Source organism: uncultured Parabacteroides sp., from assembly GCF_902493135.1.
Classification (GTDB): domain Bacteria; phylum Bacteroidota; class Bacteroidia; order Bacteroidales; family Tannerellaceae; genus Parabacteroides.
Window position 1 is genome coordinate 1 of record NZ_CABUOD010000051.1, and the last position, 15,416, is coordinate 15,416.

General features: G+C 50.2%; 8 protein-coding genes. All 8 read right to left on the reverse strand.

The features are described 5' to 3' along the window. Nucleotides 1-1,030: 1,030 nt before the first annotated feature. A complete protein-coding gene (locus RDN79_RS16675) occupies nt 1,031-2,962 on the reverse strand; it encodes an NAD(+) synthase (RefSeq protein WP_298553207.1) in 1,932 nt (643 codons plus the stop codon). A gap of 210 nt (nt 2,963-3,172) precedes the next feature. Beyond that, nucleotides 3,173-5,359 carry a glutamine synthetase III gene (locus RDN79_RS16680; RefSeq protein ID WP_298553205.1) on the reverse strand — a complete coding sequence of 729 codons (2,187 nt, stop codon included), beginning with the start codon at nt 5,357-5,359 and terminating at the stop codon, nt 3,173-3,175. Between the two features lie 102 nt (nt 5,360-5,461). After that, entirely contained in the window at nt 5,462-6,730 is a 1,269-nt protein-coding gene (locus RDN79_RS16685) for an ammonium transporter (protein WP_308573286.1), read from the reverse strand. A gap of 80 nt (nt 6,731-6,810) precedes the next feature. Then, on the reverse strand, nt 6,811-7,167 hold the full coding sequence (locus RDN79_RS16690; protein WP_298553204.1) for a P-II family nitrogen regulator: 357 nt from the start codon (nt 7,165-7,167) through the stop codon (nt 6,811-6,813). Nucleotides 7,168-7,615: 448 nt separating this feature from the next. Continuing rightward, nucleotides 7,616-8,845: an LL-diaminopimelate aminotransferase gene (locus RDN79_RS16695; RefSeq protein ID WP_298553203.1), complete on the reverse strand. Its 1,230-nt coding sequence runs from the start codon at nt 8,843-8,845 to the stop codon at nt 7,616-7,618. 26 nt (nt 8,846-8,871) lie between these two features. Next, nucleotides 8,872-9,696: a diaminopimelate epimerase gene (gene dapF, locus RDN79_RS16700; RefSeq protein ID WP_298553200.1), complete on the reverse strand. Its 825-nt coding sequence runs from the start codon at nt 9,694-9,696 to the stop codon at nt 8,872-8,874. Nucleotides 9,697-10,031: 335 nt separating this feature from the next. Then, nucleotides 10,032-11,672: a glycoside hydrolase gene (locus RDN79_RS16705; RefSeq protein ID WP_298553198.1), complete on the reverse strand. Its 1,641-nt coding sequence runs from the start codon at nt 11,670-11,672 to the stop codon at nt 10,032-10,034. A 104-nt stretch (nt 11,673-11,776) separates the two neighbouring features. Beyond that, on the reverse strand, nt 11,777-15,361 hold the full coding sequence (locus RDN79_RS16710) for a glycoside hydrolase family 2 TIM barrel-domain containing protein (protein WP_298553197.1): 3,585 nt from the start codon (nt 15,359-15,361) through the stop codon (nt 11,777-11,779). Nucleotides 15,362-15,416 lie beyond the last annotated feature (55 nt).

The window sequence follows — 15,416 nt, forward strand, 5'->3', positions numbered from 1 at the left end:
ATAAGCTGGCATAGTCCATAGATAAAGGCGGTTAGCATATTTTGCTGCCCCGAAAATGACGAAGAACCCAAGTTTTTCCCATTTCTCTGTCACTGTATCACTAATTCATCTTTACCGATTGATATTCAGTTTGTTCCGTAGTGATACATACCTGTTTTCTCTATCACTAAAGTATCACAACAGTGTTACTACCCTATCACAGGTAATTTGGTACGAAAACATGTATTATGTTTATAAAAAACTGTATATAAGCATATTGCGAATAATACATACAACAAGCACCCTATTCTCATTCCTGCAAATCACTCGATTATTTTATGTAAAAACGACTATAAAATATGTAAAACCGAGTAGTTCCCATGGTCCGGAAAGGTACTTTAGTTGCCGGACATCCCTCTGTTGCCCCTTTTTACACCCGGGTGTAGAGATCCGGTACACCCGGGTGTAAAGGGTGTCGACATGGGGGTGTCTGCGGGATTATGTGCTTGTTTCTTGCTAAAAAAGAGAGGGCTTTTGTGGAATGAAGAACCGCATTCTGCCAATTTAACACCTATTGTATTCGTTTTTACATTTGTTTGTCTGATTGTTTTATATGCTTTTTTCAAAAGCAAAAGAAGGCAATATGCTGTTTTTCAATCATACGATAAAAATGCCATGTTTCAGGAGTGATAGAGGAGTGATAGAAAAGTGATAGAGAAAAACGTCATGTATCACTTCTTATAATGCTTGAATATCAATGGATACATACTTTATGGTGATAGAGTGACAGATGATTTGCAGAAAACTTCGTATGCAGATCACAGCCTTGGGAAATTTTGATGCGGTTGCTTTGCTTATTCTATAGCAAACAGCTTTTTACCATTTTGCTTTCATGTTCTTCAACAGAAAAGAAACCGGGTGCAAATTATATCGAACTCACGTTAAATAATAGGTTTTCATTGTTTTATTGACCATTTCCAAACGGTCATAGCTATCAATAAAACAATGAAAACCAATAAAATCATTTTTGCTGGATGAATCGGCCCGGTAACTATACTTTGATTCGTTCTATTTCTTCCAACCAAAGTCGCGACACTGCATCGCTCGGCATACGCCAATCTCCACGCGGCGAAAGGCTGACGGAGCCGACCTTGGGACCGTCCGGCAGGCAACTGCGTTTGAATTGCTGTTGGAAGAAGCGGCGGAAAAAGATGTAGAGCCATTTCTTGATCGTAGCATTGTCGTAGAGGCCTGAGAATGCTTTCTGTGCCAAGAAATAGATTTTGGACGGATGGGAACCGAAACGCAGGAAATGGTAGAGGAAGAAGTCGTGCAGTTCGTAAGGACCGACCAGATCTTCTGTCTTTTGTTTGATGTTGCCGTTCTCGTCAGCCGGGATCAGTTCGGGGCTGATCGGCGTGTCGACGATGTCCAGTAGGGTGAGGCGTGACGATTCGTCCACCTTGTTGTCGGCGATCCATTCGACCAAGTATTTGACCAGTGTTTTCGGGATGCTGCCGTTTACACCGTACATCGACATGTGGTCACCGTTATAGGTCGCCCAACCGAGTGCCAGTTCGGAGAGGTCGCCGGTCCCGATCACGAGGCCGTTTTCCCGGTTGGCGACGTCCATCAGTAGTTGGGTCCGTTCGCGAGCCTGGCTATTTTCGTAGGTCACGTCGTGGACGGACGGGTCGTGGTCGATATCGCGGAAATGTTGCAGGCAGGCTTCCTTGATCGAGATCTCTTTCAGTGTGACACCGAGGGAGCGGATCAGGTCGCAGGCGTTGGTATAGGTGCGGTCGGTCGTGCCGAAGCCGGGCATCGTGATACCGATGATTTGTTCGCGCGGCATCTTCAGGGCGTCGAAAGTCATGGCGGTCACAAGCAGTGCCAGGGTGGAGTCGAGGCCGCCGGATATGCCGATGATGGCTGTCCGGGCATGGGCGTGGACGATCCGTTTGGCCAGCCCTGCAACCTGTATCTGGAAGATTTCCTCGCAGCGTTCTTTCAGCGCATCGCCGGAAGGAGTGAACGGGTGCGGGTCGACCGGGCGGGTCAGATAGCATCTATCCGGATGCGGGAGCTGGAAATCTATGGTTTGTGTTTCTTTCTTCAGCAGTCCGGGTGCGCCATACATGAAACTGGTGTTTACCTGGCGGTCGTTCTGTAAGGTGTCGAGGTCGATCTCGCTGATGACAAGTTGTTCTTCCATCGTGAAACGGGGAGATTCGGCAAGCAGGTTGCCGTTCTCGGCTATGATCCCATTACCGGCAAAGACGAGATCGGTGCTCGATTCGCCGAAGCCGGAAGAGGCGTAGACATAGCCTGCCATGCAACGGGCGGACTGCTGACAGATCAGCGAACGCAGGTAGGCGTGCTTGCCGATCAGCTCGTTGCTGGCAGAGAGGTTGAAGATGATGTTGGCTCCTTCCATCGTCAGCAGGGAACTGGGGGGGACGGGAACCCAGAGGTCTTCGCATATCTCGATGCCGGCAGTCAGCCGTCCCGAACGGAACAGCAGGTGGCTGCCCATCGGAGATTCTTCTTCCCCGATGGAAATCGTCGATTCCCGAAGTTCCGTGGCGGATGTGAACCAGCGTTGTTCCTGGAATTCTTTGTAGTTGGGCAAATATGTCTTAGGGACAACTCCCCGTATGACTCCTTTCTGGAAGACAACGGCGGCATTGATCAGCCGGTTTTCCGTCCGTAGCGGAACGCCGACAATGGTCAGGATATCCAAGTCGGCCGTATCGTTGAGCAGTCTGAGCAAAGCCGCTTCTGCGCCATCGAGCAGCGTCTGCTGGGCGAAGAGGTCGAGGCAGGTATAGCCGGTGACGGATAGTTCGGGGAAAGCGATGATCTGCACGCCTTTTTCCGATGCTTGCCGCATCAACCCTTCTATTTTTTCTATATTATAAAAACAATCCGCTACCTGTACATGCGGTACGGCGGCGGCAACTTTTATAAATCCGTAGTTCATATTCGTTTATGTTTGTCTTATAGGTTTTTTGAGTTTGTCGGGGTTCTGACGGCAATCGTTTCCATTGTTGCAATTTCATTGCCGTCATGGCGTAAACTCTTTTCTTTTTGATTATGCTCCAAAGGTATATAATTCCTTTGTAATAAAAAAGAAGGGGAGCCATACTTCGCAGCATGCTCCCCTTGCAAACACAAAACAATCAACAAAAAACTATCTGATAAATAACAGTTCCCTGTATTTCGGTAATGTCCAGATCTGGTCGTCGACCACCAGTTCTAATTTGTCGATGTGGTAGCGGATGGCTTCCAGCATCGGGACGATCTTGTCGTGGTAAGCGATTGCTTTCTCGCGTTCGCTCTCGATCTTGTTGACGACTTTGCGGGCTTCCACCATTTCGTCTACCTTTTCTTTGATGAAGTTGGTACGGTTGGCGATGTCCTCGATGATTTCCAGGTTGCGGGATGAAAGGACGGAAGCCTTATCGGCAGGGAAAAGGTCTTTCATCTTGTAGACGTTGTCGATCAGGGAAGTCTGGTATCTGGTGGCGGTCGGGATGATGTGATTCATCGCCAAGTCGCCGAGTACGCGGGCTTCGATCTGGATTTTCTTCGTATAGGTTTCCCATTTGACTTCGTTACGGGCTTCCAGTTCCTTACGTGTCATGACACCGGTGGATTCGAACATCCGGACACTGCTTTCTTTCAGGTAGTTGTCGAAGATCACCGGCACGCTTGTTTCGCAGTCCAGGCCACGACGGGCCGCTTCGGCTTTCCATTCGTCACTGTAGCCGTTGCCGTCGAAATGGATCGCCTTGCATTCCTTGATGTCTTTACGGAGCACTTCGAGGATGGCGGCGAATGTTTCCTTGCCATCGGCAATTTTTGCATCGACCTCGGTTTTGAATGTCTTCAACTGTTCGGCTACGGCTGCGTTCAGGGCGAGCATGGCGGAAGCACAGTTGGCCTCGGAGCCTACGGCACGGAATTCGAAGCGGTTGCCGGTGAAGGCAAAAGGCGAGGTACGGTTACGGTCGGTATTGTCGATCAGCAGTTCGGGGATGCGGGCGATGTCGAGCTTCATGCCTTGCTTGCCTGCCAGCATCAGGTCTTCCGGTTCGCTTTTTTCGAGATGTTCCAAGACTTTCGACAACTGTGTTCCGAGGAAGCTGGAAATGATTGCGGGAGGTGCCTCGTTGGCCCCTAAGCGGTGGGCGTTGGTGGCGCTCGAAATGCTGGCTTTCAATAATCCGTTATGGTGGTAGACAGCCATCAGCACATTGACGATGAAGGTGATGAAGCGGAGGTTTTCTTCCGGTGTCTTGCCCGGAGCCATCAGGAGAATGCCTGTGTCGGTTCCCAGTGACCAGTTGTTGTGCTTGCCGGAACCGTTTACGCCTTTGAACGGTTTTTCGTGTAGTAAGACACGGAAGCCATGCTTACGGCTGATCTTGCGCATCAGAGCCATTACAAGCAGGTTATGATCATTCGCCAGGTTGCATTCTTCGAAAACGGGAGCCAGTTCGAACTGGTTCGGGGCCACTTCATTGTGGCGTGTTTTCAACGGAATACCTAATTTGAGCGATTCGATTTCCAGGTCCTTCATAAACTCCATGACACGGGTCGGGATGGCGCCGAAGTAGTGGTCTTCCAGTTGCTGGTTCTTTGAACTCTCGTGTCCCATCAGCGTACGGCCTGTCAGTAACAGGTCGGGACGTGCGGCATACAAGCCTTCGTCTACCAGGAAATATTCCTGTTCCCAGCCCAGATAGGCATACACTTTCTTTACATCCGGGTTGAAGTAGTGGCAAACGTCTGTGGCAGCCTTGTTGACGGCTTCAAGGGCTTTCAGCAACGGGGCTTTGTAGTCCAGTGATTCGCCGGTATAAGCGATGAAGACAGTCGGGATGCAGAGCGTATCGCCTACGATAAAAGCGGGAGAGGAGGGATCCCAAGCGGAATAACCGCGTGCCTCGAATGTGTTCCGGATACCGCCGTTCGGAAAACTGGATGCATCGGGTTCCTGCTGGATCAACAGCTTGCCGGAGAACTCTTCGACCATGCCGCCCTTGCCATCGTGTTCGACGAAAGCATCATGCTTCTCGGCCGTCCCCTCGGTCAGCGGGTGGAACCAGTGCGTGTAGTGGGTGGCTCCCATTTCGATCGCCCATTTTTTCATGCCGGCAGCTACGGCATCGGCTGTTTCGCGATCGAGTGGAGCGCCGTTGTCGATGCAGTCCGTGATCCGTTCGTACGCTTTTTCGGGAAGATATTTGAACATCTTCGCCCGGTTGAATACGTTCTGCCCGAAATAGTCGGATGGACGTTCGGCAGGCGCCGGTACTTCTGCAGCCCGTTTCTTGAAGGCTGTCTCTACTACTCTGAATCTTAACTTTGACATAATCTTTATTGTTTTTAGATGTCGATTGAAATTTTGTGATCCCGGACTTGATCCAGGATCATATTTTGTATTGATTAAACGGGATTTAGGTACAACCTCCCGTTAGCTATTGTAAGCCGTTTCGCCATGTTCGTAAATGTCCAGCCCCTCTTCTTCGACACGAGCCGGAACCCGGAGGCCGTGTACGATATCAAGCCCTTTGAAGACTACGAACCCCATTCCGGCAGCCCAGCAGCCTACTATCACCGCCCCGAACAACTGTGCCAGCAGGAAGTTTGCGCTGCCGCTGTAGAAAAAACCTTCTTCGGTAGCGAACAGCCCCGTCAGGATGGTTCCGAGGCAACCGCAAACACCGTGCACGGAAGAGGCGCCTACCGGATCGTCTATCTTCAGGACATGGTCGATAAAGTCGACCGCATAGATCATCACCGCCCCGCAGATGATGCCGATAATGGCCGCTCCGGCCGGAGAAACCAGGTCGCAACCGGCAGTGATACCGACTAATCCGGCCAATACGCCGTTCAGCGTCAGAGAGAGAGATGGTTTCTTGTACTTCAACCAGGCAACGATCAGGGAAGTGAATCCACCGGCACAGGCTGCCAGGTTGGTTGTCAGGAATACATGCGCAATCGCCGTACGGTTCCCCTCGCCGGCCGCTGCCAACTGCGAACCGGGGTTGAACCCGAACCAGCCGAACCACAGGATGAATACACCGAGACAAGCCAGCGTCAGGCTATGGCCGGGTATGGCTCGTGATTTTTTGTCTTTCCCGTATTTGCCGATGCGAGGTCCGATGATAGCCGCACCCACCAAGGCAACCCATCCGCCTACAGAATGGACGACTGTGGAACCGGCAAAATCGTGAAAGACAGTCCCGAACGTTTTTATCATGAAACTATCCTCTTCACCGTTCATCAACCAGCCGCCACCCCAGGTCCAGTGACCGCTGACGGGGTAAATCAACACGCTGATCAGGATGGTATATGCCAGGTACATGGAAAATTTGGTCCGTTCCGCCATCGCACCGGAAACGATTGTGGCGGCTGTCGCGCAGAATACCGTCTGGAAGATCAGGAATCCTTCGACCGGCAATTGGGAATGATAGAAATTCAGGTTGAACAAATGAGGCATCCCGACGAAACCACCTGCCCCGAACATGATACCGAAACCAACGGTCCAGAACAGCAACGATCCCAGCATGAAATCGAGCAGGTTCTTCATCAATATATTCGCCGTGTTCTTGGTCCGGGTAAATCCCGCCTCCACAAGGGCGAATCCCGGCTGCATGAAAAATACTAACATGGCTGCAAGCAGCATCCATACGGTATCGAGCGATAGGGCTAAGTCTGTAATTGTATATGTAGTATCCATTGTAATTGTTTGTTTAATTGATTAATTTACCAATATGCCAATGGGAAAGATCGAGCTTGTCATATTAATTGGCACATTATCTATCTCCCCTGTTCCGCATTGTAGAGTGCTATGTCGCCGCGTTCCCCAGTACGGATGCGGATGGAATCTTCCACTGGAATGACGAAGATGCGTCCGTCACCGATCTCGCCTGTCTGGGCTGCTTTGATGATGGCTTGCACTGTCTTCTCTACGTTCTTGTCTCGGACGACGATGGAAATCAGCGTACGTTCGATGTAACTCGTGTCATAGACCACGCCGCGGTAGATACGTCCCTGTCGTGCTTTGCCGACACCTCTTACGTCGTAGTACGAAAACCATTCGATGTCTGCATCGAGAAGTGCTTCTTTCACTTCTTCGAACTTGGTCTTACGAATAATAGCTTCAATCTTTTTCATAACCTTAAAGAGTTTGGGTGATGTCTCACCCGGATTAATACTGTGGAAAAGGTGTATAGAACGCTCGCCGTCTTAGTCAGGGATGGTTGTGGTATAACATTCTATAAAATCAATAAACCCGGCGGGCCTTTCTATACGATTCCTTTTCTTTTTATTTGATAACCTAAACTTTATTACTGGTTTACAGCGATATGCCGAAAACTAAAAATACATCGTCATGTTCGGGAGCAATAATAGCTTGGGTGAATACCGGCAACGAGAAAGAGTCTGATCGAAAAGGACATAAGTAGAGCCGTAGCGGACAAAACCGTCCGCTTGAAAGTCGTTGTTTTCATCATGTTCTTTCTGTTGGATAACCTTAAAACTTTGCCTATGCTTCCTTGCAATCAGGACATGTGTGGGGGAGAGGATTTGCGCAGTTTCTCCCCCTTCTGCATCGACAGTTAATTCAGAGCAACCACTTCTTCAGCCTGGCCATGGCTTCCAACGTGTCGTCTCTGTCTCCGAAAGCGGTGAGGCGGAGAAAACCCTCGCCGCTGGGTCCGAACCCCACACCGGGGGTCCCTACTATATTGACTTCATAAAGCAGCTTGTCAAAAAACTTCCAGGAGGAGAGTCCGTCGGGTGTTTTCAACCAGATGTAAGGGGCGTTTTCGCCACCATATACCCGCAGACCGCAGCTCCGGAGGCTTTCCCGCATGATACGGGCGTTTGTCATATAATAATCGATCGTTTTCTTGATCTGCGTTTTACCTTCCGGACTGTAAACAGCTTCGGCACCCCGTTGGGTGATGTAGCTCGTACCGTTGAACTTCGTGCACTGACGACGGTTCCACATCCGGTTCAGCGGAACCCGTTCGCCTGCCAGGGTAAAGGCGTTCAACTCTTTCGGGACAACCGTGTAACCGCAACGCACACCTGTGAAACCTGCCGTTTTAGAGAAGCTGCGGAACTCGATCGCCACCTTCTTCGCACCCTTGATCTCGTAGATCGAGTGGGGAATATTGGGATCTTGGATGTAGGCCTCATAAGCCGAGTCGTACATGATCAGGCAGTCGTTGGCAAGGGCATAGTGCACCCATTTCTTCAGTTCCTCTTTCGTGAGCGTCGTTCCGGTCGGGTTGTTCGGGTAGCAGAGATAAATGATGTCTACGCGACGGCTGGGCAGGTCGGGCACGAAGTTGTTGGCTTCCGTGCAGGGGATGTAGACCACATCGCTCCATTTACCGTCTTCCAGCGTTCCGGTCCGTCCGCTCATCACGTTCGAGTCGATATATACCGGATAGACCGGGTCTGTCACACCGATACTGTTGTCGTGGCGAAGCATGTCACCGATATTTCCACAGTCGCTTTTGGCACCGTCGCTTACGAACACTTCGCCCGGTTCAAGAAAGATACCGCGGCTGGCGTAATCATTCTTGATGATGGCATCTATCAGGAACGGATAGCCTTGTTCGGGACCGTATCCGTGGAAGGTGTCCTTACTTGCCATTTCATCGACCGCCTTGTGCATGGCTTCGATGACGGCAGGGGCTAACGGTTGTGTAACATCGCCGATGCCCATACGGATAATCTTCTCTTTCGGATGGGTAACCTTAAAACTGTTTACTTTCTTTGCGATGTCCGAGAACAAGTAGTTGTTTTGTAGCTTCAGGAAATGTTCATTAATCAGTGCCATACTTTATCAATTGTTTTTTGTTGTGTTTATACTTCCAGTTCTCCCTCGAATACCTTGACCGCTCCACCGGTCATATAGACATGTCCGGAATTTTCGTCCCAACGGATGGTGAGGGGGCCTCCATCCATGACGACTTTGGTTTTCCGTCCGGTTTTCCCGCGTACCACGCCTGCTACGGCTGTCGCACAGGCTCCGGTTCCGCAAGCTTGCGTAATGCCGGACCCGCGTTCCCAAACCCTCATCCGTACTTTGTTTGTACTTAATACCTGAACAAATTCGACATTCGTCCGGTTCGGGAACAGCGGATGGCATTCTAATAAAGGCCCGATGACCGGCAGATTTATATTCGTGATATCTTCAACAAAAATGACGAGATGCGGATTCCCCATCGAGACGACCGTTCCTGTATAAAAATTGCCTCCGGCTTCTATTTCAAGGGTCGTTTCACCTATTACCGGACAGCCCATATCGACCGTCACTTCGGTAACCTCTTCGCGGGAACCGGAAAGCTGCCGGGTGGTCAGTTGCAATTCCTTGATGCCGGATAATGTTTCCAGCGTAACGTTTTTTTTGTCCGTCAATCTCTTGTCATATACATATTTGCCGATACAACGGGAGGCATTTCCGCACATCATGGCTTCGGAACCGTCCGCATTGAAAATACGCATGCTGAAGTCGGCAATCTTCGACGAACCTATCAGAACCAGTCCGTCCGAGCCGATCCCGGTATGAGGAGCACTCAGCCTGATGGCAAGTTCTTCCGGGTTCCGGACCGGAAAAGCCATTGCATTCACGTATATATAGTCGTTTCCGGCTCCATGCATCTTTGTAAACCTGATTGATTCTGTCATTTTATTGCTGTTATTTTACTTATTATAGCTTTTTGTTTTATTATGATGCAAATATAAGGCGTTTTGATATATTAAATCTATAAATAGTGTCCTGATGTGTAAAAATATTATGTATGTGATGGATTATAACAAATAAGGGTGTCTTATGTTGTAAATAGTAATCATAGTACCTATTTTATCTTTGTTTTTGTAAGTTTGCCTTTTGCAAATTCCTGTCTCAAGTCGGGATAGCTTTTGGGAAAGCTGGAAATGGTCGGCGTGACCTATGCGGTGAGCTTTTGGGGGTGAAAGTGGCCGGCACGACCTGCGCCGACCAATTTTTGGGTTTTAAAAGGTTATTTCTGGAAAATTTCCGGATATTTATTGATGAAATAGACCGGAGTACAGCTCCAGGCATGGCAATAGCTGTTGATGACAAAAAAGCCGTAGGGGGAAAGGTAGTCATTGTTCGGGTCATAGACTTCCCAGAAGGTATCGGCTCCCTGTTTCACCATACTGCCCCAGTAATCCGTAATCAGGTTGCGGGCCTCCTGCGACATTCCACATTGTAGAAGAGCTTCTATTACATAATGATACGCATAGGGGCAACCCGGATAGCAGGCATCGGGCATGGACATGACGGTCGTCATTGCTTTAGCTCCCTCTTTCTTGTTCAGCGTGCCGGACAGGATCATCCATACCTGGGACAGATAAGAAACCTGCTTGTCTTTGCCGCTGACCATTACGCCCCGCTTCTTGTCGTAGAAGTGCTGTCGGGCGGCTTTTTTCATCTTGTCGGCGATTGTCAGCCATTCGCCGGCCTCCTTTACTTTGCCTAACATTTTAGCCAGTTCATAGCTTTGTTGTAGAGCGAAGATGGTCAGTCCCTGCATGGATGCTTGCCGGTCGTAGCCGTCTTTCCAATCGAATACCAGCCAGTATTGAGGTTGCTTGTCCATATCGTAAATCCATTCCGGCGAGAACTGGCGGAGAGCCATTTCGATCTGGCGGATAGCGACAGGCCAGAGGTCGTCGGCCGTTTCCTTGTCGCCGGTTTCCTTCAGGTATTCAAGCAGGGCTACATTATATATGAGGCAATAGTCCAGCGTGTGAGTGCCGTATTGCGGATGTGGTTTCGGCTTTTCTAACAAGGTCGCGTGCAGCAAACCTTCGTTATTGGCAAATGCTGCTAACAGGTACAGGCAATGTTTCGTCAGTTCATGGTTCTTAAACGTGTAGGCATTTGCTAACGCTTCGAGGTAGAGGTCGCCGATCCACAGGCGGCGGTCGCGTTTCGGTCCGTCTTCATAGACCGTCTGCATGCATTCTTTCAGGGTGTTCAGGCCGACCTTGTAGATGTCCCGTATCAGCGGTTCGGTTGTCTGGGCCAGGGCGGGGGCTTCATTCGTGACCGATGTTTGTGCCTTAAACGTCAGGTTGTCGAATACGAAATCGAAGCTGCCGGATATGCCGAGCAATTCGATTTTCAGGTAACGGCCTGCCAGACGGCGCGGAATGGTCATCTCATGGGGAACGCTCGTGATCGTAACGATCTCGTCTTGTATCCAGGAGCGGGCCAGGCCACCTTTATAGGGTTCGAGCGGAGTGTTCAACTCGCCCGGTACTTCTGCAAATGTAAATTTGAGTCGGACGGGAGCATCGGCGGCTGTTAATCCGGACGGCTTGATTGAGAAGGTCAGGAAACCGGTGTAGTGGTTACCGAAATCCAGTATGATGCCAGGGTGCTTCTTAAAAGGCTCGTTGAACAGGATGTCCGTCTCGCCGGCTTCTTCCATCCGCCAACCCTGAAAGGCTTTTGTATCCTGTACGGAACGGACGACTTTTACAGGAGAAATGGTTTGATAACTCAGTTCCGGCCGGCAGGCTTCCGCCTTTTGGAGCCATTCTTTACTATTGCTGAAATACATGCTTTGCGCCATGCTGGTCGATCCCCATGCAAGTAGAGCAAGCCCTGCGGTGAACAAAATCTTCTTCATTTTTGATGTGGTCTAAAAGTAATGCTTTTGTAGGAACTTCAGTCCCATTTCTATTAAATAATCAACAGATGTATTTATTTAGAAACAGGACTGAAGTCCAATGATTATTTAGCGTTCTCTATGCGGAACGAGTATGAATAGTCTTTGTTCTTTTCTATTTCATAATGCGGACGTGGGCCTGGGCCACAACTACCGTTACCGATACCGCGCTGGATGCAATCGAGGCTCAGAATCACTTCGGCACGGCGGATGTTGTCGAGGTCGTGCCCGTAAGTCAATCCCCACAGTTCCGGATCGGTGAAGTGGAGCGCACTGAAGTTCAGGTGATCTTTAGACGTGATCCGGATGCCTTGGTTGTCGAGGCTTTTCAGCGTCAGCCAGCGTACGTCGTCGCGGTTTCCCATTGACTGGGCACGCACGTAGGCTTCTTCCATTCCGGTCACGGTGTTCTTGTACAGGCCGGCATAGGCTGCATTCTTGCGGTCCCAATAGTTCTCGATCGGGCCCCGTCCATACCATTCCACCATTTCGAGCGTCGGGTTCAAGGCAACCTTGAGGCCGAGGCGAGGCAGGTTGAAATCGTTGCCGGTTTTGAAAGTCGCATCCACATCGACCGTACCGCTCGCATAGACCGTATAAGTGATTTCGAACGGCAGTACCACTTTTTTCGCTCCGCTGCCTACGACGGCTTCATGGCTCGTGGTAACAGTCACCGATTTTTTATCATCGGATTGTTTCCAGTCGAATGCCTGTTTCGTGATGGCTGTCGGCAGATAATCCCGCTTGTCGTTGTCCATCGCACGGAACCAGTTGAGGTCTAATCCTTCCTTATTATAGATCATATCCGTGCCGGCATAACGCAAGGAGATCATCTTCCCTGTTTCCGGATTGAAGGCAACGAAGAATCCCGGAGCCCGGAAACCGATCTGCCCCTTCTCTTCTTCCACTTTCAGCGTGTCGTTGAAAGTCCTGTCGACAGGAGCTACAGACACCTTACCGGTCAACGGATATTGTTCGGATGCCACTTCGTGTCCGGCATTCGCCCAATTACAATCCTTTTTCAATCGGGCCGACAGATTGAGGAAGTATTCACTGCCCGCATCCAAAGCTGTTTTATAAGGAATCGTCACTTCGATATTTTTGTTCGGAGCTACGTTGCCTAACGATAATACACCCGATTCGACCACTTGGCCGTCTTTTAACAATTGCCATTGCAAATCGAACTGATCCAGGTTCAGGAAATCATAGCGGTTTTCCAACTTCACTTTACCCGCCTTCAGGTCTACCGGTTTGAATTTGATGTATTGGTACACTTTCTTCACCTCAATCAATTTCGGTGTCACCTGGCGATCAGGAGTCACGATTCCGTTACAGCAGAAGTCGAAGTCGTTCGGCTTGTCGCCGAAACCACCGCCGAAGTAGTAACGGTTTGGCAGTTCACCGTATTTGTTGATACCTTGGTCCACCCAGTCCCAGATACAACCGCCTATCATGCGGCAGGAATGATTCTCGATGTAATCCCAATACTCGTCGAGGTTACCGATCGCGTTGCCCATGGCATGTGCATATTCGCAGAGGAAGAACGGCTTGTCGCTTTTTTGCTCGTCCTGTTCCTTCATCGATTCGATGGAAGGATACATGCGGGAGTCCATATCGGCGATCCGGTTCTTACCTTCATAGTGGATCGGACGCGGGTCGAGTTTGCGGGCTTCCTTATATACCGTGTCGAAGTTCTTGCCGTCGCCGGATTCGTTACCCATCGACCAGAAGATGACGGACGTATGGTTCTTGTCCCGTTCGATCATGCGAACCATACGGTCCACATAGGCGGGTAGCCAGCTTTCCTTGTTGCTGATGGAATGGTTGCCGTGGCACTCGATGTCGGCTTCATCCATCACGTAGATGCCGTAATAATCGTGCAACGCATACATCTTGGCGTCGTTCGGATAGTGGCTGGTGCGGATCGTGTTCAGGTTATAGCGTTTGAAAAGCAATATATCTTCGATCATCGATTCGACCGGGACGGCTTTCCCGTGCTGCGGATGGATGTCGTGACGGTTGGCGCCCTTGAAGAATACCTGTTCGTTGTTGATATACACCCGCTTGTCCTTGATCTCGATCTTGCGGAAACCGAATTGTGTTGTCATCGCCTCGAGCGTCTGCCCGGTCTTGTCCTTCAGATCCAGGATGACGGTGTAGAGGTAAGGGGTTTCGGCAGACCATAAGTGCGGGTTCCTGACTTCCACGCTGGCAGTGTTGACCGCTTCCTGTCCTTTTTTGATATCCTTGACTACGTCGGATATGAAAGCGACCTGCTTGCCGTCCTGGTCCAGCAGCGTGATATCGACAACTGCTTCGTCCACCGGTTTGCCGTAATTCATCACGTTCGTCCGGACGTTGAATGTCGCTTTTCCCAGATCGTCACCGGCGAAAGTCGAAGTCAGATAGTAATCGCGCAACCGTAGCTTCGGAGTTGCAAACAGGTACACATCCCGATGAATACCGCTCAGGCGGAACATATCCTGATCTTCCAGATAGCTGCCGTCGCTCCAGCGATATACTTCGACCGCCAGCACGTTCTTGCCCGGCTTTACATATTTCGTGATATTGAACTCAGCGTCGTTGTTCGCACCCTGGCTGTAACCGACTTTCTTCCCGTTCACCCAGAGGTACATCGCACTGTAGACTCCGTCGAAATGGATGAAGATTTCGTTCCCTTTCCAGTCGTCCGGAATGTTGAAGTCCCGGCGATAGGAGCCTACCGGGTTCGGTTCGTCCATAATCGTATATCCTTTCTTGCCTTGTATGAAAGGAGGATTGTTGCGGTGCGGATAGGTGATGTTCGTATAAATCGGAGTACCGTATCCATACATTTCCCAGTTGGAGGGAACCGGTATCTCTTTCCAGCCGGCTACGTCGTAGTTCGGTTTGTAGAAGTCCACCGGACGTTCGGACGGCTGTTTCACCCAGTTGAACTTCCAGTTGCCGTTCAGCAGTTGGTAACGCGGCGAGTTCGGGCGGATCCAGGCTTTCCGGTAATCTGGCGAACTTTTCAGGCTCTCGACGGAAGGGAAAGGCACGTAGGTCGTATGTCCCGGCTCCTTGTTAACGGCAAAGATGGTTTCGTTCTCCCAATCGTTGTCGCTCGATCCGCGCAGGGCTTCCTTGTCTATTTTGAGATTCGACCGGCGCAGCGTCCAGTGTTGTCTGGCACTGGTCGAATCGGCGGCAAGCTGGAGAGCCGCTTTCCCCGGCTGTCCGTCGTCGCTAATACCAAGGTTCAGCCCGTTGGCAATACTGGTGAACGTGTAGGTGTTTTCGCCTACCTTCGTGAGTTTCCAGAACTGGTTCATATTGGCCGCTCCATTGTCCCACTGGATCACCGGACCCGGTTCTTTCGTGTTGTTGTTGTCTACGCATTTTTCGGAGAGGGGCGTGCAGATCTTATAGACCCCATAGCCGGGAGTCGTCAGTTGCCACACCTGCGACATCCGGTTCTCCACGCGGTTGTTGATGAATATCTGCGTCCCGTCATCTTCGCTGTCTTGATTGTCGAGAACCAGATTGTTACTACTTACGATTTCGTAATAAGCATTGGGATCGATCTCTTGTGAATGTCCTGTTCGGGGAAGCATAACCATTAGCAGAAGCATGGCGAAGAGCGCCCCGGTAGAAATCTTGTTTTTCATGTGAATATAAATTTATATTATTCCTCAAAAGTAGGACAATTTGACGGATAATCCT